The organism is Wolbachia endosymbiont (group A) of Apoderus coryli, assembly GCF_947251615.1.
Taxonomy (GTDB): Bacteria; Pseudomonadota; Alphaproteobacteria; order Rickettsiales; family Anaplasmataceae; genus Wolbachia.
Genome location: NZ_OX366367.1, coordinates 676,108 through 701,189 on the forward strand (window position 1 = coordinate 676,108; position 25,082 = coordinate 701,189).

Consider the following 25,082-nt stretch of genomic DNA (forward strand, 5'->3'; position numbering starts at 1 on the left):
CTGGCTGTAGAACGATAAGTAGTGAACTTATTTAAGAGGATGAATGGAAAACCTAAGTTGATCTAGAACAGTTCTTAGTGACGGAACATGGGATGACCTAAGGAACGCGAGTTCTATGGTTACGGAGTCATCGTAGTAGTCGTGAAAGTAACGAATCACCGGGGAGTGTGGGAAAGCCACATACAGGGCAAAGGGTGACAGATAATTGAATGTTGAAATTGGGAGGTACGCAAGATGCGGAAAGCTGAAACAATACTTAACATTATACGTGAACGTGGACAAAGAAATTTGCCGGTTAAAAACGTATATCGCCTACTTTATCAGAGTGATCTTTACCTTCGAGCGTATGGCAAACTTTGTCGTAATAAAGGTGCTATGACAGAAGGTGTGACAACTGAAACAGTTGATGGTATGTCTTTGGAGAAAATCGATAAAATCATAGAGGATTTACGCTATGAGCGATATCGGTGGACACCAGTAAAACGTATCTATATTTTAAAGAAGAGTGGTAAACGCAGGCCGTTAGGGTTGCCAACATGGTCAAATAAGTTACTTCAAGAAGTAATCCGATTAATATTGGAAGCCTACTATGAGCCTAAATTTAGTGAATGTTCACATGGATTTCGACCAAAGCGTGGATGCCACACTGCATTAAGAGCAGTAATGCAAAAAGGCAGAGGTACAAAATGGTTTATAGAGGGAGATCTCAGTGCATGTTATGACTCAATTGATCATACTATGTTGTTGAAAATACTGAGTGAAAGCTTCCAAGATAACCGTTTTATTCAGCTAATCAATCGACTGCTAAAAGCAGGATATATGGAAAATTGGAAGTACAATAAGAGTCATAGTGGGGTACCACAAGGTTCTATTATTGGTCCAATTCTGAGTAACATATTACTCGATCGGTTAGATAAACATGTGGAGCATATACTAATACCAGCAAATAACCGAGGTAAGCGAAGAAGGACAAATCCAAAATATTTAAGGTTAACCATGCAAGTATCGATGATGAGAAAACAAGGGAACTGGGATCAAGCAAAACAACTGCGTCAATTAGTGCAGGGTATGCCATCTAAGGATTCTTGCGATCTAAATTATCGACGTCTTTGGTATGTTAGGTATGCTGATGATTTTCTGGTAGGGTTTGCAGGACCAAAGAATGAAGCTGAACAAATTAAGAATGAGATTGCTGGGTTTCTCAATGAGGAGCTCAAACTTATGCTTAATGAAGATAAAACGTTTATTACACATGCGTGTGATAGCAAAGCCAATTTTTTGGGTTATGAAATACATGTTTTGCATGCAGATGACAAACATGATCATCGGACACAACGATGTATTAACGGTAGTATTGGGTTACGTGTACCACATCATATAAAGCAGAAAAAGTGTTCTGAATATATGCGTTGTGGTAAACCGATACATTTACCTCAACGTACAATTGATACAGCTTACAGTATTGTTGCTCAGTATCAAACTGAATATCGAGGAATTGTACAATACTATAAAATGGCCTACAACCTTCACACACTAAGTTATCTGAAATATGTGATGGAAGTATCATTAGTAAAGACTTTAGCATCTAAATACAAAACAACTTGCAGGAAAATTTATAGAAAATTTGGTGCGACGATTGAAAACGATGAAGGTGAAAAACGAAAAGTCATCCAAATCAGAGTAGATCGTTTACCATCAAAGATACCATTAATTACACACTTTGGTGCTGTGTCGCTAAAATGGAATAAATGGGTAAGCATAAGTGATAACCTTATACCAATATGGAATAAGCGTAGTGAAATAGAGCAAAGACTATTGGCACAAACTTGTGAATTATGTAAATCACAAGAGCAGATTGAAGTACATCACGTACGTAAACTTGCTGATTTGCTAGGTAAACGTAATACTGAACTACCGGAATGGAAAAAGAGAATGATTGAACGACAGAGGAAAACTCTTGTTGTTTGTCATGAATGCCATAAGAAAATCCAATATGGAAAATATGATGGTGACTCCTTAAAACGTTAGATTATTGGAGAGCCACGTGATACGGAAACGATCATGCGTGGTTCGGAGAGGGGTTGTTGGAAAAGTACTTAACAAGTAACTCGCTGGCTGCCCACTCTACCTCACGTAGGGTTCTGCGAGGGGCCAGGAAGGAAGTTTTCCTGGTCTACTCTCCTTGCGTTCCGGCGTATCTTTGGCACTGAAAAAAATAAAGACATCCTCATTCACTTTCTCAATGATATTTTGGGGTTCACTGGCAAAGATGAAATAAAAGAAATAGAATTCCTCAGCACTATTCAAGATGCTGAAATTGCCTCTAAAAAACAAAGTATCGTTGATGTACTCTGCAGGGATGAAAATGGGGTGCAAGTAATAGTCGAAATGGTGCGACCTGAAAGTCTTCGGTCATATTGTTTAAAAGGAGAGGAATTCATTCAGAAAGAAACTGAAAGGATTTTAAAACTTATTGAACCAGATGTTTTGCCATCTGAGTCTACGCATCAGTGCGAATCGGGCAACCGATTGGTGCCGAGCGATGCGGACAATGAACCTCCTCTTGAAAAAGAAGATGCTAAATCGTGAGAATAGCATAAACTACAAGCATCATGTGGTTGGAGGGCTAGGCTAAGTGGTATGGTGAACGTAAGTAAAGCTTCATAAGTATCGTAAAGATTAAAGAGCTAAAGATGCTGATAAGCTCTGACCAAAAGGTAATGTGGATAAGTTGCATTCTTCATTTCTGGATGTACGCAAATCACCGGTATAGAGAAGCCACCTAACCCACTGTTGTATGACAGAAGGAACAGGGTAAGCCTGTATTTTCGCCTATATGGCAAGCAAACCGCAAGGAATGCTGATGGTAGTGTAGGTAAAGGAAAATGGAGAAAGCGAATGCCGTTTTGTAATGAAATGGATAGAATTTGTAACATTAATTCGTGTGAAAACGAGCAGACTTCAAACCCCAGTTGCGGATTAGCCAACGAAGTAAAGCTTAGAAATGCAGCGGCTGCATGGAATATGAAACAAGCGTAGAAAAAATGTGTACCAAAAAATTTATCGGTGATCTGTGGCGAGTATGCTCAATCTCAAATTTGTTTTTCAGAGAGCCAAAAACTGTCTCAATAATCGATCTTTTTCTTAACAAAATCTTCTCATTTAGCGCCATTAATGAGTTTTTCATACCCTTTTTTATACTGGTTACAAGCTTTAACCCTCTATCGAATAATTCGTGAAAAAGATCTTTTTTGATATATCCTTTATCTCCAAACAATAATCCAGTCAATTTCTGAGTTAAATTTGGCACAGGTATCAACGTTGCCTTTTGTCACCGTAACCCCTTGAATTTTGCCAGTTTCGTTGATTACTAGATGTACCGAAAAACCACCCATAGGTAGTCTTTCCAATCTTTGCCAACCCTTTGAAAACTTTGTTTCTCGAGGTCCTTTTTGGATGGCAAACAGCGATAGATGTTGCATCTATGTACGAAATCCCTGTCACTTTTGACTGTTCGCAAAACCATTGCATTAAGAGCGCTAAATACCATAAAACCCGCGATTTTAGCCTAATAAACCTACTATAGGATGGCAATTTTGGAAACGCTGTTTCGTATAATAATTTCAAATAATGCACATAGAAAATTTTAAAATTGTCGCACTTGATATAGCAATATTATGGTAAAAATCTCTGAATGCGTAATCTCTGGCGTCCTGGTTGGTTTTTTGCCACTTGGTAGAAGTTTTTCTGCAAAATTTTTGTCAACTGAATTGCAAAAATCGTCGATCAGGCAAAATAATTCTGTTATATTTTTATTCATGGGTAACCTCTCTATTTTGTGAATAATTTACGGAGGTTACCCTATTTTCCTGGCTTTTTCACTGCTTTCTAATTCGCAACTGGGGTTTGTAAGGTGATCTACTGAAATTTTACTTTATAAAACAGTGTTTTAACTATGCAATTAATACATTATCAACACAACTGATTCATAAAAGCAAATATTATAACCACGAAGAGAGGAAATGTTATGTTTAGTGCAATAAGAAAGATCTTGAGAAAAAAAACGACTTATCAGGTAAATGATTCGAAATTGAAAGAGAAAGATGAAAAAAGTATTTTAAAATTAGCATCAAAAATAAAAGGCAAAAAAAGTAGCATTGCTGAAGAACTAGAAAAAATATCTGAAGAGAAAAAACAAAGGATTCTTACTACGGAAGTAAGCAAACATCGGGGTAAAGAATCAACTGTTACACCACTTGCTTATGCTATACTACGTAAAGATAGTATAGCTGTTGAGAAAATGTTAAGAGTAGCTAAAGAAACCGATACTCTGAAAGACATTCTTGACGCAACAACAATTATAAAATGTCCAGATGGTCAGGAAGAAATTTACACACCACTTACTTATACCATATTATGTAAAAATAGCAAAGCTATTGAAGAAATTTTAGAAGTCTCTAAGGAGAACGGTATTCTGAAAGATATTCTTGACGCAACAACAACTATAAAATATCTAGATGGTCAGGAAGAAACTTGCACACCACTTACTTATGCCATATTATATAAAAATAGCAAAGCTATTGAAGAAATTTTAAAAGTCTCTAAAGAAAACGATATTCTGAAAGATATTCTTGACGCAACAACAACTATAAAATATCCAGATAGTCAGGAAGTGACTTACACACTACTTGCTTATGCTATACTACGTGAAAATAGTATAGCTATTGAAGAATTTTTAAAAATCTCTAAAGAAAACGATATTCTGAAAGATATTCTTGACGCAACAACAACTATAAAATATCCAAATGGTCGGAGAGCAGCTGTTACACCACTTGCTTATGCTATATTTTGTGAGAATAGTCAAGCTGTGAAGGATATTTTGCAACAAGCCGAATTGAGCAACCTTTTAAAAGGTGTTCTTAGTGCAAAAATAATTAGTGATGATTCATTAATTTACACACCACTTACTTATGCCATATTATGTAAAAATAGCAAAGCTATTGAAGAAATTTTAAAAGTCTCTAAAGAAAACAATATTCTGAAAGATATTCTTGACGCAACAACAACTATAAAATGTCCAGATGGTCAGGAAAAACCTTGCACACCACTTACTTATGCCATATTATGTAAAAATAGCAAAGCTATTGAAGAAATTTTAAAAGCCTCTAAAGAAAACGATATTCTGAAAGATATTCTTGACGCAACAACAACTATAAAATAGCCAGAAAGTGACTTACACACTACTTGCTTATGCTATACTACGTGGAAATAGTATAGCTATTGAAGAAATTTTAAAAGTCTCTAAAGAAAACAATATTCTGAAAGATATTCTTGACGCAACAACAACTATAAAATATCCAAATGGTCGGAGAGTAACTGTTACACCACTTGCTTATGCTATACTACGTAAAGATAGTATAGCTGTTGAGAAAATGTTAAGAGTAGCTAAAGAAAACGGTATTCTGAAAGACATTCTTGACGCAACAACAACTATAAAATATCCAGATGGTCAGGAAAAACCTTGCACACCACTTACTTATGCCATATTATATAAAAATAGCAAGGCTATTGAAGAAATTTTAAAAGTCTCTAAAGAAAACGGTATTCTGAAAGATATTCTTGACGCAACAACAACTATAAAATATCCAAATGGTCGGAGAGCAGCTGTTACACCACTTGCTTATGCTATATTTTGCGAGAATAGTCAAGCTGCAAAGGATATTTTGCAACAAGCCGAATTGAGCAACCTTTTAAAGAGTGTTCTTAGTGTAAAAATAATTAATGATGATTCATTAATTTACACACCACTTACTTATGCTATACTACGTAAAGATAATATAGTTGTTAAGAAAATATTAAGAGTAGCTAAAGAAAACGATATTCTGGAAGACATTCGTAATGCAGCAATAACCATAAAATATCAAGATAGTGAAGAAAAAATCTGCACACCACTTACTTATACAATATCATGTCAAAGCAACGAAGTTGTCAATACAACAAGAGCTATAAATCAAGATGGTCAGGAAAAAACTCACATCCCATTTCCTACCCTTGATAAAAGAGAAACTGAATTAAAATTAAAAGAAAAAAGACAAAAAAGACAAAGTAAAAGAGATGAGGGATTAAATTTTAACAATGGTAGTAGTGACAAAAATGTTGAAATAAAAGTTAATGGGGATATCTTGTTGCAGCATAGTAGTGGAATTGAAAATGAAATAAATCATACTGCTGTACGTAATGATGTAGGGGGGGTAAAGCCTCTAATAGAAAGTAGAGTAGATGTTAAAGCACAGAATATAGATGCAATAATTGTAACTTCTGTGACACTTGAGTTGATAGCTGGTAAAATAGCATGTGTACTGCCAAAACCCACCACTAAATTGGAAGAAGTAGCTATAACATATTTTCAAGGTTTTACACTATATTTGTGAAACTTAATTTATATGTGCTAAACAAGATGCTGATTAGTTTTATAGCTAACCCAAGAAAGGTTTCCCTACGTCATACCGCCGCGGCGCTAACACGTAGCAACTGTTCTTCCTCGTCATACCGTCACGGTATCTCTAGATCCCGCTAACAAGCAGCGGGATGACGAGCTTATCGTCATGCCACCACGAACCGTCATACCGTCACGGTATCTCTTAGCCGCTAACAAGCAGCGGGATGACGAGCTTATCATCATGCCGCCACGAACCGTCATACCGCCGCGGTATCTCTTAGCCGCTAACACGTAGCGGGATGACGGTTGTCGTTTAGCTATAAACATTAAGAAATTTACCAAACGAAAAAAAAGGCAAAAGAAACCCCGTTGGTGGTTGGCTATTTACTATGTACTAAAATATCGGCGTTTTTTTATTCTAAAACGCTTGATTAAGAGCGATTTAGCTGCTTTTAACTTGCAACTAACCTACACCGCAAGTGTTTAAGAAATTTACTAAGCAGGAAAAAAGGCAAAGAAACCCCGTAGTAGCTAGCATTCAAATTCTCCCTTGTCAATTTGACGTTTTTTGCTGTCTTAAACGCTTTGTAAGCGCGTTTCGGCTTATATAGGTAAAAACCCAGAAATTTTTAAAGACATGCGATGCACGTAGTGCGAAAAATTAAACATGAGACGCCAAATACCCTAAGTTTTTTGTCATTAACCTGCACAGATTGCGAAGATAAATAAATAGCTTCAGTCTCATGATAAGGGGGCTGGCGGAGTTTGTCAAGGAAGTTTTTCGTTTCATCCAATGCGCTGCCAAAAGCTATGCAAAAAGTCTAATGAGTTAACTCCCATATATCCTGAGTAGCTCTTGTGCATTAGCCTTTATTAGAGCTTTTATCATGGCTATTTTTATCGGCTTAACAAACTACGTTTACAATGGTCAAACAATCAGTGTAGCTATTCTTGTTTTATCCGCGATAGTACTAGAACTTATTTTTACTGTCTACTTATTGTTTTCAAGGTCTGGAGAAGATCTATAATCACCATATAGATTTTCTCATTTTCAGTTATTATTATAATATGCGTTGGCGCTTTGCTGCTGGTTCTATACGTATTTCTTCCAACTTATCTAGTCTATCAAACTTTTCTAACATTGGGAGTTGAAGACTATTTGATGGCTGTTCTCCAGTCACCCAGGAGATCAATTCATCGCATGATTGATCCCCTAACTTTGAAAGTATACCATCCAAATCGACGACGCAATTGCCCGCAAGAGTAGATTTTGGAACGATGCCTCTGGGATTCAACCCATATTGATCAGTTGTCTCCTCTAACGGAGCAGAATTTGGAAGGAAATTTATTGAATTATTTAACGTTGAAGATTCATTATCTAAACTGTCTGTATTGGAGTTTTCGGTTCTTGGCTTGCTTGAACCCTCTTTATTGTTTAAGTAAAATTTCCTTGAGGTAGACCGAATTCTGGCCGATGCCTTGTCTAAATATGCACGATAGCCTTCTTTTTGCCGATAATTTAATTTATTAAATAGAGTTTTATATGAAGCACGTTGAAAACGATAGGTAGCTTTCAATGTACTGAACGCAAAATCTTGATTCTTTTCGAGTAGATCAAAAAATACCTCAACAGCTTGATCTTTTGCCACTACTATCAGTATAAGAGACATAGCGTAATTACGAAGCCCCAGTGTTGCTACGTCAAGGTAGCACTGTTTATGGTAGTTACTGAGGCTATTAAATGTCTCTCTAAATTTGTTTATTCGCCCGCGTCTCGCTGAATCGTTCAATTCTTGAATTACTTCACCGCTTATATCATTAGGACTATTATGCATTTCTTTACTACTATTATTAGTTAGTACATTAATACCATATTAGTATTTATCAAGAAATCAATAGAAATATTTAAAAAAAATAGATTAGTCTTAGCATTAAGTATTAGGGGGTTTGAAATCTCTGTGAAAAGAACTACAAGCAGAGTACGTGTATAAGCCTGTTTTGATTAAAAAACAATTGCAGAATTGTTTAATCAATTTTAACTCTCTCCGGCCAATCTTTCTGCTTCATTACGTGAAATTAATGCCTCAATAAATTCATCTAGTTCACCTTCTTTTATAATCTGCTCTAGCCGATGTGAAGTTAGATTAATTCTATGATCTGTTATTCTTGATTGTGGAAAGTTATATGTTCTTATGCGCTCGGAGCGATCCCCAGAGCCAATCTGACTTTTTCTCATTGTTGACCTTTCCATTTCTTTTTTTTGTCTTTCAATTTCGTATAGCCTTGCCCTCAATACTTTGAGCGCTTTAGCTTTATTTTTGTGCTGCGATTTTTCATCTTGCTGTATCACAACTATCCCTGTTGGCAAGTGGGTGACCCTTACTGCGCTGTCAGTTGTATTCACTGATTGCCCTCCAGGACCACTGGATCTATAAACATCTATTCGTAAGTCTTTTTCTTCTATTTTAAAGTCAACTTCTTCTACTTCAGGTAATATCGCAACAGTAGCGGCAGAGGTATGCAACCTTCCTGAGGATTCAGTTTCTGGCACTCTCTGTACTCTGTGCACCCCTGATTCAAATTTCAACCTTGCAAAAACTTCTGTTCCATTAATGAGTGCAGAAGCTTCCTTATAGCCACCTATACCTGTATTAGAAATGCTTATTGGCTCGAACTTCCAATTTCTTCTTTCTGCATATTTTTGATACATACGAAATAACATTGCTGCAAATAATGCTGCTTCTCCTCCTCCTGTACCTGCTCTGATTTCCAATATTGCATTTCTTGAGTCATCTTCATCTTTGGGCAATAATGCTAACTTTAGTTTTGCTTTTACTTTTGGCAATAATACCTTGTGCTTTTCGAAAAATTCTTCTTTTGCTAACTCTTTTATATCACCTTCGCTGTTTTCATCTTTCATTATTTCTTCTAAGTCTGAAATTTCCTCTTTCAGCGTGTTATATTCATCAATTATCTTGATTATTGGCCTGAGCTCAGAGTATTCCTTTGAAAGGGTAATGAATTCTTTTTGACTTAAATTGGTAGGATTTTCCAAATTCCTCTCTATATCATTAAATTTTTTCTTTAAGTCTTGTAAATTATTTTCCATATCCATATAGCACAGATCTAGCTAAGTAATATATACTGAAATAAAAAATTTCTTATATCAAGCAATAACACTATAATATACCTACTACCTTCTAGTTGAATATAATGGCAAAACAGATAACATCAAACTGCAATTTCATATTTGGAGCTTCGGACATAAAATCATTACCAGATGAATCAGCTCCAGAGATTGCGTTTGCTGGTAGATCAAATGTAGGAAAATCCAGTCTGATTAACTTACTGATAAACAGCAAAAAAGCTGCCAGAGTTTCCTCTAAACCTGGATGCACTAGACAAATAAATTTTTACTCTATGTACAATGATAAGTTCAGGCTTGTTGATCTACCAGGGTATGGTTATTCTCATGCAGGTAAGGAGGAAATTATACAATATTTAAACTTAATTGAGTATTATCTAATTCAAAGAAGAAATCTAAGAAGAGTGTTTGTGTTGATAGATAGCAAGGTAGGATTAAAAGAAATAGACAAAGACTTCATTTATTGGTTAATATATAATAATATTAACTTTAACGTTGTGCTAACAAAAATAGATAAAGTAAGTCAAAAAAGCTTAGGTGCTGTTATAGAAGATATTCAAAAATGGATTAATAATGAGAATGTGTCAATTCATCAAATAAGCATCCGTGTTAAGCATAAAATAACCAAGGTAAGAGATGAGTTTTTCAAGTTTACAAGATAAAAAAATGAAAAGTAGTGAATTTTTAAAGGGTGAGGTATCATTTGAACAAAAAGCAGAAATATTACTTGAAGTGTTATCTAACATACCTAGCTTTGTGGGCGAAACTTTTGTCATTAAATGCAGCGGAATAACGATCTCAGATGAAATACTATTCTATACTTTTGTGCATAATGTTGTCTTATTAAAGCAGCTTGGTATAAATCCGGTGATAGTTCATGACGGAGAATATGAAATTAACTCAGTGTTAAAAATGCTGGGTATGGACAGTAAGTTTGTGAATGGTATCAGACTTACAGACAAAGACACTATGAAAATCATTGAAATGGCACTGTGTGGTTCAGTTAATAAAAAAATTGTTCAGCATATAAATTCTGCTGGTGGTTCAGCTATTGGATTATGTGGAAAAGACGGCAACTTAATTAAAGCCGAAAAAATAACCGCTACGCTTAGAGAAGATAGATCAAATAATATCGAAAAGATATTAGACATGGGGTTCATCGGTAGACCCACTGAAATCAATCCTGATATATTATTTTTTATTGAAGAATCAGATTTTATACCAGTTATTGCACCAATTGGTCATGGAAAAGATGGGGAAACATATCATATTGATGCCGATAGTACTGCAAGCGCAATCGCAATTGCAGTTTCTGCATCTAAAATGATAATCTTGAGTGACACAGATGAAGAAATAGATAAAATTGGTGGCAGGAAGATATCTGTTAAAAATTTAAATGCATCGATTGATTGTGGCAAAATTCAAGGAGAAAAATTTATTGGAAGGCTCATGGCATATACTAAAGTGGTAGAGGAATGTGCTGGAGTTGTTCACATAGTTGATGGTAGAATACCTAACATTATGCTTGATTTATTTACTGAAAATAATTCGAGTATATCAATTGTGAGTGATTTATAACTACACGAATGTTGTCTACCAGGGATGCCAGTGCCTTGACTACTTGGATCCAGCTAAGTTGGTGAGCATAAAATAACGCCGTCATACCGTCACGGTATCTCTTAGCATAGATCCCGCTACGCGTTAGCGGGATACTTGACCTTTACAGGGATGACGGTTGTCGTTTAGCTATAAATATTTAAGAAATTTACCAAATGAAAAAAAAGGCAAAAGAAGCCCCATGGTTAACTAGTTATTTATATGTACTTCAAAATATTGGCGTTTTTTATTCTAAACGCTGCAATTTAGCTGCTTTTAAATGCGACTAACCTAAATTATAAACGTTAAGAAATTTACTAAGTGGAAAAAAAGGCAAAGAAAACATAGGGTAGCTAGTATTCAAATTCTCCCTTGTCTATTTGACGTCTTTTACTGTCTTAAACGCTTTATAAGCGCGTTTCGGCTTGTATAGGTAGAAACCTAAAAGTTTTATAAAGACATGAGGTGCACATAGTGCAAAAAATTAAGCATGATTTACGCCAAATACATTAAGTTTTTTTGTCATTAATCCACTGCAGAGATTGCGAAGATAAATAAATAGCTTCAGTTTCATGATAAGGGGGCTGGCGAAATGTGTCAAGGAATTTTATGGCCTAGCGTCACACGCTGGAATGACATCATTTACATTTATCACTTTTGCAGATACAATTTACATGCTATAATTAAGTCTTCATAAGCTGGTAAATTGGAGTGCAAAGAAGTAAAATTAAAGTAGAAATAAAAAGATTATCACACGGAGAAGACTTATCTCTTCCATGTTATGCAACTACGCAGAGTGCTGGCATGGATCTTTATGCTGCATTGAATGATTCTGCTGTTTTAAATCCACTTGAGAGATTACTTGTTCCAACTGGAATTGTGATTGCAATACCAAACGGTTTTGAGGGGCAAGTACGCCCACGTTCTGGTCTTGCTGCAAAACATGGAATCACTGTCTTAAATTCTCCGGGCACTATAGACTCTGATTATCGAGGTGAGGTTAAAATTTGCCTAATTAATCTAAGTAATCAGCCATACGAAATAAAAAGAGGAGATAGAATCGCACAAATCCTTATTTCTCCTGTATCTCAGGTAATTTGGGATGACAGAGAAGAATTCTGCGCAGAAGAAACCGGTCGCAATGCAGGGGGCTTTGGCTCAAGTGGCAGGTAACTTACGAAAAAGCTTGACTATGACAGTTTTTTTATTTAAGCATATTAATATTTGAGGTCGTTTATGCTAACTTTTAAAAATCACCGTGGTCAGTTCCACAAAACAAATACTGCACTTGTTGCACTTACTTCTCTGTATGTCATAGGCGCAGCAGTAGCACTTTCATCACCATATTGGGTGTCTTCAACTTCCATGCTAGCTCCACTTGCAGCTTTTGCAGCTACACCACTTGGAATCGGTGTATTAGCATTTGTTTCTATTGCACTAATTTATTCAGCAATGTCTGCTATCATAAAAAATAACGAAATATCTGAGTTGAAAACTTGGAAGATTGTTAGTATGAGTGATACACAATCAGTATTACAAATAACAAAAGGAGAGCTTAAGTATATCGAAGAAAATAACAAAAATAAGGATGAAGACGGTAATCTTATAGACGATGAATATCGTATAGATTTTGTTAACCAAAAGGGCAAAGAAGGCTATATTATTGTAACAAAGACGCAAGAAGCAATCAATGATATGGTACTTGATATTATGCTTTTACCTATAAAGTCACAAGCAATGAAAAACGATGAGGGTAAATACGTTCTAATAGGTAACGGTAAGCTGGTGAACGAGTTAGGTTTACGTACTAAAGAAAATGATGCTAGAGTGTTCGACTTCTATTTACAAGAAGCTGTTGTCAAACAAGTTGCTTCTCAACAACAAGGAAAATAGGCAGTATGGCCAAGTGAAATAAAAGAGGCAGGCTAAGTCTGCCTCTTTATTTTTTTAGTGTCAGTTACTCAAATGACATCATTCATTATGGAAATGTATCCGTTCAGCAGAGTGGCAAAGTAGGTAGACAAGATAAACCAAAAAATCAAGAAAAAGTGAGTGTACAACAAATGGTGTCATGCAAGTAGCTGACACTGGTTCACTTTATGATGGTGTCATCCCAGTGCTTGACACTGGGATCCAGAAAAATTGATTGTGCACTATACAACATTTTCGATCAAAAGCTGGATCCCAGTGTCTGGGCACTGGGATGACACCCCACTGGTGGCCCAAACTACAATGTTCGTACAGTTATGTGCTTGACACTGGGATCCAGATTGGGCACTAAGTTGGTAAACACGAAAGCGGTTGATCCTTTACAACGTTTTTGATGGAACTGTGTGAAAGGACTGGATCCCAGTGTCAAGCACTGGGATGACACCTTTGTATTTAAGGTAAAACTGGCCATAATTGCTAAGAATTTTTATTTAATTTAACTGCATCTTTTGCCTTATCCAATAACCCATTAATAAAACCAATTTCGCTTGGTTTATCAAGTAAATCAGATGCAATGTTAGTGTATTCATTAATAACAACTGGAACTGGCGTATCACAATTAGCTAACTCACATATTGCAACACGCAAAATAGATAAGCTTATAAGATTTAACCGTGAGAGGGACCAGCTTGGGTGTAAGTAAGACTCTATTATTTTATCATATTCTTCACTGCTTTTTATAACCTTATATAACAAGTTTTCTAAGAACTGATGTTCAAATTCTTCACATTCAAATATATCTTTCAACTTACTTATGTAGTCCTTAAGCTCACAATTTTCCAATTTAAAAGTGCTTTTGTTGTAACCTACGAAAATATTTGAATAAGCAATTTGTACAGCAAGAAACCTTGCCGTACTTCTTTTTATACGCCACTTTTTATCTACCGGTTTTTCCTCCATTACTTTAATTTGTTGTATAAATCTATCATATGCAAAACAGTTGAGGCTGCATGGCCACCAAAGTTTTTTTTGTTTTTGTCAGCTCTAACTAGTGCTTTATCTTTGCTGTCAGCGGTAATTACGCCCATACCAAGGGGCATTACATAATGCATAATAACTTCATTTAAGCCTTCGATTACTCCTTTACAAACATATTGATAATGATCAGTTTCACCGCGAATCACGCACCCAAGAGCTAAATAACCATCATAATTAGCATTCTTGTTTTTGACCGCAAAAAGAATTGTAGCTGGTATCTCAAATGCACCAGGGACTTCAATTATCTCATAATCAACATTATTTCCTTTGAATTTATCAATTGCCCCCTCAAGCAAAAGGTTCGCTATTTCAGCATAATAAATTGAATTAACTATTAGTATTTTCGACATTCACTACCACTTTTTTCGTTAAAAACAACTTTATTAATGATTGTTGAATTGAAGTTGTAATATTATTAAATATCCAATATATTACCAAGCCGGCAGGAAAAGAAGAAAAAATAAAGACAGAAATGTAAGGTAAAAACTTCATAGCATTTACTTGAATGTCATCTTTGCTGGTTTCACTTAGCTTCTGCTGAATTATCACAGTAATACCAAAAATTATAGGCAAAATTCCTATAGAAATAGGGAAATTGTAATTAAACAACCCAAATAATGTAAAGATGTTCGTTGGGTCAGGAGCTGAAAGATCCTTAATCCATAGATAAAAAGGGGCGTGTCTCATCTCTATAGTAACAAATAATACTTTATATAAAGCAAGAAATACCGGCATTTGTATTAGCGTAGGAAAAATGCTTGATATTGTATTTACATTATTTTTCTTGTATAACGCCATTCTTTCCTTATTCTGCTTTAAACTATCATTTTTATACAACTCTTTTATACGAGCTACTTCAGGCTGCAGGCTTTTCATCTTAAGTGTCAAAATATGTGATCTAGTAGATAAGGGAAGCATCAAAAGTTTGATTGCTAAAGTCAGCAATAATATTGCTAAGCCAAAATTTTTTAAAACGAAGTTAAAATATTCAAGCAGTAAAAACACTGGCTTGGTTATAAAATAAAGAACACCAAAATCTACAGCTTTATCAAATAAAGGTATATTGAGAGTATCCTTGTAAGAATCCAGTAAATTCAACTTTTTTGCTCCAGCAAAAAAATAATTCACATTAGAAACGCTTGCACCAGGAAGTATGCTCTTGTAAGGTTTGACAAAATCTACTTGGAATTTATCAGTATTATTAACGTTCGTGTGTTTAATGCTTACATTTATTTTATCGGATTTCTCAGGTATGATAGCTGTAAACCAATATTTATCAGCAAAACCAAACCAATTTTTTTCACTCGTGCTTGCTTTTATTAAATGTTTCTTAGAGACATCCTTATATGTCCACTCCTCTAGTTTATTATCAAATGCACCCAGTACTCCTTCATGGGACATCCAATAAGATTCGTTGATATTGTCACGTTTACGGTTAATTTTACCATAAGGAACCAAAACTACATTATCTTTTGTGTTATTTTCAACAATCTGCTCAATTTTAAACATGTAGTTATCGTCAAGGCTAATTTTCATTTTAAACACAATGCCATTCTCATTGTCCCAAAATAAATTAACTACTTTTTGATTAGTCAGTTCAGCCCCATCAGCTTGCCAGACTGTCTTAGAATCTGGAACTTTAATCTTTTTATTCGGATCGAGCCACCCAAATTCTGCGAAATATACATCTTTTGATTCTGCAGGTGACAGTAACACCACTTGTGGAGAAGAAGAATTCGGTTCTAAGTGGTAATTAGTTAAAATTAAGTCATCAAACCTTGCACCTTTCAGAGAAATTGATCCTTTAATCATGTTATTGGTTAAACTAACCCTCTGTTCTCGAGTAGAATTAATAATTTCAGAACGATTTTGGTATATTATAGGAGCAAGGTCGTTAAAAGATTCGATATGTTCAATATTTTCAATCAATGGCTGGTTTTGGTTTGTACTAAAAAAATTATCATAAATAATACGCCAAGATACCATGATCAACATGGAAAGGATAGCTGCTAAAATTAAACTTTTTGCTTCTGACATGAAATTAAATCAAACATATCTTCTTAAAGTGTATATTAAATATTGTACTAAAACAATGAAATTTACTTATTTTTAATAATAACTTTTAACGCTAATCTTTAAAATTTATTTTAATAGCTTCGAATTTTAATAATATGAACGCGGTAAAAAATCTAGTTATTTGGTTACTAATAATAGCCGCTACTGCAATGCTTATTGATTCACAAAGGGACAAATTAAGCGACAGATTTCTCAGTACTTTTTTACCATATAAAGGAAGAATTCAAAATAGTGGTCAGAATAGTGGAAGTATCGAATTTACGAAGTCATATGATGGACACTTTTATATTCAGGCTCAAGTCAATGATCGCAATATAACGTTTTTGCTTGATACCGGAGCAACCGATATTGTTCTATCACAAAAAGACGCATTACATGTTGGTATTAACTTACAAAATGTTCAGGATTTTAAAATATATGAAACTGCGAAAGGTCAAATAAAAGCTGGAGTGGTTCAAATACCTCAAGTTAAAATAGGAAACTTTTTGATTAATGATGTACAGGCAAGCGTTAACACTCATTCTATGTCTCATTCACTACTTGGAATGAGCTTTTTAAGGTATTTTCATTTCACTATAAGAGATAATAAGTTGATATTATACCGCGACTAAACACTTCTACAATCTACTTATCAAAGCTCTGTAGGTTAATATAGGAGCAGAAATAAATATTGCAGAACAAGTGCCAATCAAAATACCCAAAAAAATGATCAAGCTGAAGTCTCTCACTGCATCTGTGCAGATTAATGCCAAAGGAAGAGCAGCAAGAAGGGTTGTACCCGAGGTTAATATAGTGCGAAATAATGTAGCGTTGATACTTGCATCTACTATCTCACTCATCCGCCCACTTTTACCACTCTTGCAATACTCTCGAATCCGATCGTATATAATTACTGAGTTATTGATTGAATAACCAATGACAGTGAGGAGAGCTGCAACTGATGAAATATTAAACTCAATGCCAGTGAGGCTAATAAAACCAACAGTTAAAATCACGTCATGAATCAGTGCTGTTATTCCACTGAATCCACATTGCCAATTAAATCTAAACCAAACGTAAAAAAATATTCCAACAATCGCGATCAACATGGATAACATTCCTTCAAATATTTGTGTTGAGCTTATTTGTGGGCCAACATAGTCTATTTTACGATAGCTTATTGAGCTCCCCAGCTTTTCTTCTAGTATGCTTTTTATCTTTTTGATTTTATTTTCATCTCCTTCATCTTTAAAACGCATGACTAAATTGTCACCCGCTTTTGAACTCTGCACTGTAAAACCATTTCCTTTTAATGCATCGAGAATAGAGTGATTCTCATCTGAAGATTTTATCTCTATCAAAATTCCGCCTGCAAAGTCTATGCCTAAGTTCACTCCACGCAGCACAACAGTGAACATTGAAAAGATGATAAGAATAATGCTAATTAATGCAGTCAAATCCCTATATTTACTAAACTTGATATTGAGGTTATCTGGAATGAGTCTAAGTGCCATGCTATTTACTTAAAGTAATCACTTGAATTTTATATACTTTTCAAAAAATTCACTAGTTTATTCTGTGGTTGTTTGACTATGTAAATTTTTCTGTCAGTTGATTCTTGTCTGTCAATTAAGTTCTATCTAGTGCAAACTTTGCAATTTTGAAGTACATTACAAGAGCAAAATACCGCCAATTTGGCCCATCTATTTTATCTCTGCAAGCTTATCCCCCCCTTGCTATGTTAGCAACGCAACCTAAGCTAGGTTCCTTCATAGCAGTGTTAGGTACACTGCCATACCTTTCAAAGTAGAGTGGGCAGCCAGCGAGTTACTTGTTAAGTACTTTTCCAACAACCCCTCTCCGAACCACGCATGATCGTTTCCGTATCACGTGGCTCTCCAATAATCTAACGTTTTAAGGAGTCACCATCATATTTTCCATATTGGATTTTCTTATGGCATTCATGACAAACAACAAGAGTTTTCCTCTGTCGTTCAATCATTCTCTTTTTCCATTCCGGTAGTTCAGTATTACGTTTACCTAGCAAATCAGCAAGTTTACGTACGTGATGTACTTCAATCTGCTCTTGTGATTTACATAATTCACAAGTTTGTGCCAATAGTCTTTGCTCTATTTCACTACGCTTATTCCATATTGGTATAAGGTTATCACTTATGCTTACCCATTTATTCCATTTTAGCGACACAGCACCAAAGTGTGTAATTAATGGTATCTTTGATGGTAAACGATCTACTCTGATTTGGATGACTTTTCGTTTTTCACCTTCATCGTTTTCAATCGTCGCACCAAATTTTCTATAAATTTTCCTGCAAGTTGTTTTGTATTTAGATGCTAAAGTCTTTACTAATGATACTTCCATCACATATTTCAGATAACTTAGTGTGTGAAGGTTGTAGGCCATTTTATAGTATTGTACAATTCCTCGATATTCAGTTTGATACTGAGCAACAATACTGTAAGCTGTATCAATTGTACGTTGAGGTAAATGTATCGGTTTACCACAACGCATATATTCAGAACACTTTTTCTGCTTTATATGATGTGGTACACGTAACCCAATACTACCGTTAATACATCGTTGTGTCCGATGATCATGTTTGTCATCTGCATGCAAAACATGTATTTCATAACCCAAAAAATTGGCTTTGCTATCACACGCATGTGTAATAAACGTTTTATCTTCATTAAGCATAAGTTTGAGCTCCTCATTGAGAAACCCAGCAATCTCATTCTTAATTTGTTCAGCTTCATTCTTTGGTCCTGCAAACCCTACCAGAAAATCATCAGCATACCTAACATACCAAAGACGTCGATAATTTAGATCGCAAGAATCCTTAGATGGCATACCCTGCACTAATTGACGCAGTTGTTTTGCTTGATCCCAGTTCCCTTGTTTTCTCATCATCGATACTTGCATGGTTAACCTTAAATATTTTGGATTTGTCCTTCTTCGCTTACCTCGGTTATTTGCTGGTATTAGTATATGCTCCACATGTTTATCTAACCGATCGAGTAATATGTTACTCAGAATTGGACCAATAATAGAACCTTGTGGTACCCCACTATGACTCTTATTGTACTTCCAATTTTCCATATATCCTGCTTTTAGCAGTCGATTGATTAGCTGAATAAAACGGTTATCTTGGAAGCTTTCACTCAGTATTTTCAACAACATAGTATGATCAATTGAGTCATAACATGCACTGAGATCTCCCTCTATAAACCATTTTGTACCTCTGCCTTTTTGCATTACTGCTCTTAATGCAGTGTGGCATCCACGCTTTGGTCGAAATCCATGTGAACATTCACTAAATTTAGGCTCATAGTAGGCTTCCAATATTAATCGGATTACTTCTTGAAGTAACTTATTTGACCATGTTGGCAACCCTAACGGCCTGCGTTTACCACTCTTCTTTAAAATATAGATACGTTTTACTGGTGTCCACCGATATCGCTCATAGCGTAAATCCTCTATGATTTTATCGATTTTCTCCAAAGACATACCATCAACTGTTTCAGTTGTCACACCTTCTGTCATAGCACCTTTATTACGACAAAGTTTGCCATACGCTCGAAGGTAAAGATCACTCTGATAAAGTAGGCGATATACGTTTTTAACCGGCAAATTTCTTTGTCCACGTTCACGTATAATGTTAAGTATTGTTTCAGCTTTCCGCATCTTGCGTACCTCCCAATTTCAACATTCAATTATCTGTCACCCTTTGCCCTGTATGTGGCTTTCCCACACTCCCCGGTGATTCGTTACTTTCACGACTACTACGATGACTCCGTAACCATAGAACTCGCGTTCCTTAGGTCATCCCATGTTCCGTCACTAAGAACTGTTCTAGATCAACTTAGGTTTTCCATTCATCCTCTTAAATAAGTTCACTACTTATCGTTCTACAGCCAGAATGTCACACAAACGAAAGTTTAATCTGTGCTTACCGTAGACATGGGGTTTTAAATGCGATACCCATGGATGTGAAGTCCCACCCCTGAAGATTAGAATTCAAGCAGTTTAGCTTTAACCATATTGATCAGGTGTTGCAAGCCGTTATCTTACACATCTTCAGATAACTCTCGCTTTACATACATGCTCTTGTCCTCCTTCCCTTTCGGGTTAAAGTTAGTTGTTCACCTCGAGGCCATTTATTCTGAACCCCGCTTAGCTCCGCTAAGTATTTCTTAATGCGTACCACGGCGCACACTCGCATCTCATAAAGCTCCCACTAATCATTGCCCTAGTCCTATACTTAATTTCCAGTGTACAAAAAGATTTGGTCTACTCTTTGCGATTCTTTCTAGTAACTTAGCTGCTTTGGTTTTATGCCCACTCAGCTTCTTATACTTTGTCTGAAACCACTTCCTGAGTTTCCTATTAAACATTCTTATTATGTCCTCTAGCGCAGTTATGTGATACTTCCCGTAATAGTTAAACCAACCCCTTAGAATTGGATTACATATTCGTGATATATCTTCTATTTCCAAGTTTGTTCTTCTAGCAAATTTCCAGCCTCTAATTTCTTTTCTCATCTTTTTCAAACTTTCTTTACTTACAGTCGGAGTAAAACTTACAAATAAACTACCATCTTTTCTATTTCGTACAAGTCTTTTTCGAAATTCGTACCCAAGGAATGTGAATGATACATTCTCATGATTCTCCTTCCGCTTTCCATCTTGACAATAGATAATTTTGGTCTTTGTATGTTTTATTTCCAATTTACAAATCTTCAGTCTCTGTTCAAGTTGACTCAAAATTAGTTGTGCTTGGTTCTTGCTTACACAATGTATAACACCATCATCAGCATATCTTGCCCACTTTATACTTGGATATTCTCTCCTCATCCATACATCAAAACTATAGTGCATAAATAGGTTGCTTAAGATAGGACTCACTACACCTCCCTGCGGTACTCCGCTGAGACGCTTTATCTTTGTTCCATCTTCAAGCTGTATATCTGCATCTAGCCATCTTTGTATGTATAAGAGAACCCATTTGTTTGCAGTGTGTTTTCTGACTGCTTTCATCAGTAGATTGTGGTCTATGTTATCAAACATTCCCTTGATATCAAACTCTATTAACCAATTTTGGTCGAAGCATCGCTTCCTGGTTTGTCCTATGGCATCTAATGCCGATTTATTTGGCCTATAACCATATGAATCTTCATCAAATACCTTCTCAAGCTCTGGTTCTAAAACACTTCTTACAACTTCCTGTGCTATACGATCGGAGACAGTTGGTATTCCAAGTGTCCTTGTCCCTCCATCTGTCTTAGTTATATCACAAGCCTTCACTGCGGGTGGAAAATAACTACCAGATGATAGCCTATTCCATAGCTTGTAAAGGTTCTTGCTTAAGTCTTGATCAAACTTTTCAATTGTTAGATCATCAATACCTGCTCCTCCTCTGTTTTCTTTAACTCTTTTATAAGCCAAAAACACTAGAGATTTTGGTATGTCAAAAGGCTTTGTTCGTTCAATCACTTTCATCCTCCTACAAGTTGAATGATTTACTAAAGTCGACTAGCTTAACCCCTTCGCTCCATGGTCATTACAACCACTTCTTCACTACTACGAGTTAATCCGCCCCAGTGATTTGTATCGCTACTCTAAAACTTGAGGATTAGCCTCTTGCTTATCTCGCTTTGCATCAAATCGACTGGTTCCTGCAGTTCCTTATCAAAGCCCAGATCAGACTCACGCCACCTTTATGCCGAACACCGCCTACACAGTAGTCAGGTTCCCTGTACGCTTTTAAGAGGAGAACGACTCACTCCCCCTTTCGATGTTCACTTCCCTTTTCGACACGTTCATCAGTGGTTCACTCACGTTCGTCTTTCTGATCCACACCTTCCAGCTTATATGCTGATTTTTCCTTAACGCTTATGACCCTATCTCTTAAATAGAGCCACTTAAGGTGGCTGCTCCTGAAAACCGATTTCGAAGGACCTTCCTTCATCTTCAATAAAGCTTCTCACAAACATTACTTTGTTTGTTACTGCAGCACACCATCATTCTTGGGATCAAGAAATTTAGAAAGAGCCATAGTAAAAATACTGAGAAAAGATTAATAATTATACACACAATTATTCAACCATATTTTAAGCTTACAATTTTGAGCTTAATTTGACACATATGGTGGACTGTGTGGGCAACTCTTCACTTAAACAATAGTTATGTAAGAATTTCCTCTCAAGCCTTTAGCTCCTCAAACACCTCACTTGCTCTATTTAAAACAGAATCAGGAAAACCAGCAAGTTTTGCCACATGTATTCCATATGACTCATCTGCAATGCCTTCAATTACTTCATGTAGAAAGATAACCTCTCCGTTCCACTCTCTTATTTTTACACAAAAACATTTCACGTTCTTCAAGTATTTGCTTACTTTAGTTAATTCATGATAATGAGTTGCAAAAATGGCGCGGCACTTATTTACATTGTGAATATGTTCAATCACCGCCTGTGCAATAGATAATCCATCATACACCCCTGTGCCCCTACCAATTTCATCAAGTATCACCAAGGAACGGTCCGTTGCCTGATTTACTATCGTTGCTGTTTCGATCATCTCTACCATGAAGGTAGAATAACCAGCTGTTATATTATCTGTTGCACCAACCCTGCTGAATATCTTGTCAATCACTCCAATATGCGCACTCTCTGCTGGCACAAATGACCCCATGTGAGCTAAAACTGCAATGAGAGCGTTTTGCCTCAAGAAAGTGCTTTTTCCAGCCATATTAGGACCAGTAATTAGATGTATACCAGCTAAATTGATGCTATTTGCAATGAATTTATCGTTAATTTCAACCACTGGATGTCTTCCGCTACAGATATTGAACTCTTTGCTGTCATCAATAATGGGTTTTACGTAATTATTTTGCACTGCAAGCTCTGCAAACGCGGTTCTAATATCAAGTTTTGCCAAAGCATTTGCAGCAAGAGCAATTTTTTCAGATTCTTTAGCGACTTCACTACACAGTTCACTAAAAATTTTCATTTCTAAGCCGATTGCAGCATCACGTGCCGTAAGAATTTTATTTTCTAGTTCTTTCAATTCATTAGTAGTGTAGCGCATGCTATTTGCTAAGCTTTGCCTATGAATAAATATATCCAAAGTTATTTTGTGATTTGCCGACACTTCAACGTAATAACCGAGTATGTTGTTGTGTAATATTTTGAGTGCGGCAATGCCAGTTAGGTTGCGATAAGATTCACGGAGTTTGGTTATCAACTTGTTACTGTTATTTAATATGTAGGATAACTCAGATAATTCTGAGTTGTATTTTGAGTGAATAAACCCTCCTTCTTTCATGGAACTGAGGTTATTATCAAGTATAGCACTATTTAGCAGTTCAAATAGATCTTTATGATTGCCAAGGCTTTTATGTATTGTGTTTAGTTCACTCTCGTCACTACTTATCACCTGAGTAGTAGACACTGGTTCCTTTTCTCTGGTCAAGCACTGGAATGACATCTGAGAGTTAATTGCTGGTTTTTCACTTAAACAATAATTATGCAAGGTAGACAGAAACTCAGACAACTCTAAAGTTTTTCCGAGGCCTATTTTTAATAGGTTCATATCCTTTGGTGAACCACGCCCTAGTATTAAGCGCGATAAAGACCTCTCAATATCTGGAATGTTAGATAATATTTCTCGTATTTTTCTGCGTGGCTCATGATTATTTACAAAAAATTGAGCGGTGCTGAGCCTCAAATTGATTGCCTTGGAGCAAGCAAGTGGTGAAGCAAGCATTTGTTTTAACAGGCGTCCACCAGAGGCTGTAACTGTGTGATCAATAACTGAAATTAGTGAACCTTTCTTTTCACCAAATTGAGTTGAAAACAACTCAAGATTTCTCCTTGCTGAAGCATCAATAAGCATGAAATTTTGTTGCTTATAGGTTTTTGGGAATTCAAGCCTTGGAATAGAGCCCCTTTGTGTTACTCTGACATATTCAAGTAGTGCACCACACGCCATGATTTCTACTTTGCTGAAATTTCCTATACTCCCAAGTTCCCTGATTTTATAAAACTCGCATAATGTTCTGTGAGATTTACTATACTCAAAAAAGCTCTGTGCGTGTTGCGTAATGGATATTTTATAATTTTTTAAAACCGATCTAATTTTTTCGTCCTCAGTGAATTTTTCAGAAATTAATAATTCTCTTGGTGATATACGCAACAAATCACTATCTAGAGCTTTCAAACTCGTTAAAGTGTGAAAAAATTTTCCCGTTGATAATTCAAGCCAACTAATAGCATATTCGTCATTTTGTTCAACTATGGACGCGAGATAATTATTGCTTTTATCCTCTAATAGTGAATCTTCTATAATTGTACCTGGAGTTACAACTCGCACTACATCACGTTTTACTATGGATTTATAGCCCCTCTTTTTTGCTTCATCAGCAGTTTCTAATTGGTCACAGATTGCTACTTTGAATCCTAAATCTATTAGCTTGTGTAGGTAAGATTCGCTACTGTGTGCTGGCACTCCACACATTGGTATTTCTTGCCCACACGAATTACCTCTCTTAGTGAGCACTATATTCAGCAATTTCGCAGCTTTAATAGCATCATCGAAAAACAACTCATAAAAATCTCCTAGCCTATAAAATAGCAGATGATCCTTGTATTGAGCTTTCAGGTTCAAATATTGCTCCATCACAGGAGTGTTTCTTTCTTTCACAAAGCTCATAATATTTTTTAATATATTGTATTGGTAATAAATTCAATGTTATTATAGATTATATTGCACATGTGAATAACATAAATTTTAAATAGGTGTATAGAGGGGAAAATTTAAAACAATTAAATTTCCTGGATCACGGTGTTAGCTACTTGGATGACA

Annotated in this window: 21 protein-coding genes and 2 pseudogenes; 9 read left to right on the forward strand and 14 right to left on the reverse strand. The window is 35.8% G+C overall.

The features are described from left to right. Positions 1-234 precede the first annotated feature (234 nt). Together OPR43_RS03505 and OPR43_RS08115 are read left to right on the forward strand one after the other, a co-directional pair. Complete coding sequence (locus tag OPR43_RS03505; protein ID WP_265034303.1) at positions 235-2,028, forward strand: reverse transcriptase/maturase family protein; 1,794 nt, start codon at positions 235-237, stop codon at positions 2,026-2,028. Positions 2,029-2,196: 168 nt separating this feature from the next. Next, positions 2,197-2,391: pseudogene (locus OPR43_RS08115) on the forward strand (PD-(D/E)XK nuclease family transposase); the annotation flags it as partial. A gap of 588 nt (positions 2,392-2,979) precedes the next feature. On the opposite strand, the pseudogene OPR43_RS03515 reads toward OPR43_RS08115, so the two are convergent. Continuing rightward, positions 2,980-3,820: pseudogene (locus OPR43_RS03515) on the reverse strand (IS982 family transposase). A 207-nt stretch (positions 3,821-4,027) separates the two neighbouring features. Between OPR43_RS03515 and OPR43_RS03520 the strand changes: the two are divergent. Together OPR43_RS03520 and OPR43_RS03525 are read left to right on the forward strand one after the other, a co-directional pair. Continuing rightward, positions 4,028-5,221 carry a WD_0033/WD_0034 family tandem repeat-containing protein gene (locus tag OPR43_RS03520; protein WP_265035517.1) on the forward strand — a complete coding sequence of 398 codons (1,194 nt, stop codon included), beginning with the start codon at positions 4,028-4,030 and terminating at the stop codon, positions 5,219-5,221. 7 nt (positions 5,222-5,228) lie between these two features. Beyond that, complete coding sequence (locus OPR43_RS03525; protein ID WP_265035519.1) at positions 5,229-6,431, forward strand: WD_0033/WD_0034 family tandem repeat-containing protein; 1,203 nt, start codon at positions 5,229-5,231, stop codon at positions 6,429-6,431. Between the two features lie 113 nt (positions 6,432-6,544). Here OPR43_RS03525 and OPR43_RS03530 read toward each other — a convergent pair whose 3' ends face one another. The 3 genes from OPR43_RS03530 to prfA form a co-directional block, all read right to left on the reverse strand. After that, positions 6,545-6,766, reverse strand: a complete 222-nt coding sequence (locus OPR43_RS03530; protein WP_265035521.1) for a hypothetical protein — start codon at positions 6,764-6,766, stop codon at positions 6,545-6,547. Positions 6,767-7,500: 734 nt separating this feature from the next. After that, positions 7,501-8,274: a hypothetical protein gene (locus OPR43_RS03535; RefSeq protein ID WP_265035523.1), complete on the reverse strand. Its 774-nt coding sequence runs from the start codon at positions 8,272-8,274 to the stop codon at positions 7,501-7,503. Between the two features lie 200 nt (positions 8,275-8,474). Continuing rightward, complete coding sequence (gene prfA / locus OPR43_RS03540; RefSeq protein ID WP_265025604.1) at positions 8,475-9,554, reverse strand: peptide chain release factor 1; 1,080 nt, start codon at positions 9,552-9,554, stop codon at positions 8,475-8,477. Positions 9,555-9,652: 98 nt separating this feature from the next. On the opposite strand from prfA, the gene yihA reads away from it, so the two are divergent. The 4 genes from yihA to OPR43_RS03560 all read left to right on the forward strand — a co-directional run bounded on the left by yihA (position 9,653) and on the right by OPR43_RS03560 (position 13,073). Further along, positions 9,653-10,246: a ribosome biogenesis GTP-binding protein YihA/YsxC gene (yihA, locus tag OPR43_RS03545; protein WP_265035525.1), complete on the forward strand. Its 594-nt coding sequence runs from the start codon at positions 9,653-9,655 to the stop codon at positions 10,244-10,246. A 4-nt stretch (positions 10,247-10,250) separates the two neighbouring features. Further along, positions 10,251-11,162: an acetylglutamate kinase gene (gene argB / locus OPR43_RS03550; protein WP_320157475.1), complete on the forward strand. Its 912-nt coding sequence runs from the start codon at positions 10,251-10,253 to the stop codon at positions 11,160-11,162. 729 nt (positions 11,163-11,891) lie between these two features. Continuing rightward, on the forward strand, positions 11,892-12,353 hold the full coding sequence (gene dut / locus OPR43_RS03555; protein ID WP_265035529.1) for a dUTP diphosphatase: 462 nt from the start codon (positions 11,892-11,894) through the stop codon (positions 12,351-12,353). A 63-nt stretch (positions 12,354-12,416) separates the two neighbouring features. Beyond that, on the forward strand, positions 12,417-13,073 hold the full coding sequence (locus tag OPR43_RS03560) for a hypothetical protein (protein ID WP_265035531.1): 657 nt from the start codon (positions 12,417-12,419) through the stop codon (positions 13,071-13,073). A 204-nt stretch (positions 13,074-13,277) separates the two neighbouring features. Here the strand turns inward: OPR43_RS03560 and OPR43_RS03565 are convergent, their stop codons facing one another. The 5 genes from OPR43_RS03565 to yidC are packed head-to-tail and all read right to left on the reverse strand — an operon-like array spanning position 13,278 to position 16,184. Further along, positions 13,278-13,406 carry a WPE palindromic element domain-containing protein gene (locus OPR43_RS03565; RefSeq protein WP_265035533.1) on the reverse strand — a complete coding sequence of 43 codons (129 nt, stop codon included), beginning with the start codon at positions 13,404-13,406 and terminating at the stop codon, positions 13,278-13,280. Between the two features lies 1 nt (position 13,407). Next, a complete protein-coding gene (locus OPR43_RS03570) occupies positions 13,408-13,581 on the reverse strand; it encodes a hypothetical protein (RefSeq protein ID WP_265035535.1) in 174 nt (57 codons plus the stop codon). A 5-nt stretch (positions 13,582-13,586) separates the two neighbouring features. Further along, a complete protein-coding gene (nusB, locus tag OPR43_RS03575; RefSeq protein WP_265035537.1) occupies positions 13,587-14,069 on the reverse strand; it encodes a transcription antitermination factor NusB in 483 nt (160 codons plus the stop codon). Then, positions 14,069-14,497: a 6,7-dimethyl-8-ribityllumazine synthase gene (locus OPR43_RS03580; protein WP_265035539.1), complete on the reverse strand. Its 429-nt coding sequence runs from the start codon at positions 14,495-14,497 to the stop codon at positions 14,069-14,071. Before OPR43_RS03580 ends, nusB begins: the two co-directional genes overlap by 1 nt. After that, positions 14,475-16,184 (reverse strand): membrane protein insertase YidC, encoded by a 1,710-nt coding sequence (gene yidC, locus OPR43_RS03585; protein WP_265035541.1) that lies wholly within the window; start codon positions 16,182-16,184, stop codon positions 14,475-14,477. The genes OPR43_RS03580 and yidC overlap by 23 nt, the downstream gene beginning before the upstream one ends. A 134-nt stretch (positions 16,185-16,318) precedes the next feature. Between yidC and OPR43_RS03590 the strand changes: the two genes are divergently transcribed. After that, positions 16,319-16,834 (forward strand): TIGR02281 family clan AA aspartic protease, encoded by a 516-nt coding sequence (locus OPR43_RS03590; RefSeq protein ID WP_265035543.1) that lies wholly within the window; start codon positions 16,319-16,321, stop codon positions 16,832-16,834. A gap of 6 nt (positions 16,835-16,840) precedes the next feature. Here OPR43_RS03590 and secF read toward each other — a convergent pair whose 3' ends face one another. From secF to mutS, 5 genes are all read right to left on the reverse strand, one after another. Then, complete coding sequence (secF, locus tag OPR43_RS03595; RefSeq protein ID WP_265035545.1) at positions 16,841-17,716, reverse strand: protein translocase subunit SecF; 876 nt, start codon at positions 17,714-17,716, stop codon at positions 16,841-16,843. 392 nt (positions 17,717-18,108) lie between these two features. Then, positions 18,109-19,902, reverse strand: a complete 1,794-nt coding sequence (locus tag OPR43_RS03600; protein WP_265034303.1) for a reverse transcriptase/maturase family protein — start codon at positions 19,900-19,902, stop codon at positions 18,109-18,111. Between the two features lie 557 nt (positions 19,903-20,459). Next, complete coding sequence (gene ltrA / locus OPR43_RS03605; protein ID WP_265034304.1) at positions 20,460-21,716, reverse strand: group II intron reverse transcriptase/maturase; 1,257 nt, start codon at positions 21,714-21,716, stop codon at positions 20,460-20,462. Between the two features lie 331 nt (positions 21,717-22,047). Then, complete coding sequence (locus OPR43_RS03610) at positions 22,048-22,185, reverse strand: hypothetical protein (protein ID WP_265034535.1); 138 nt, start codon at positions 22,183-22,185, stop codon at positions 22,048-22,050. A gap of 233 nt (positions 22,186-22,418) precedes the next feature. Further along, positions 22,419-24,929: a DNA mismatch repair protein MutS gene (gene mutS, locus OPR43_RS03615; RefSeq protein ID WP_265035547.1), complete on the reverse strand. Its 2,511-nt coding sequence runs from the start codon at positions 24,927-24,929 to the stop codon at positions 22,419-22,421. Between the last annotated feature and the right edge of the window lie 153 nt (positions 24,930-25,082).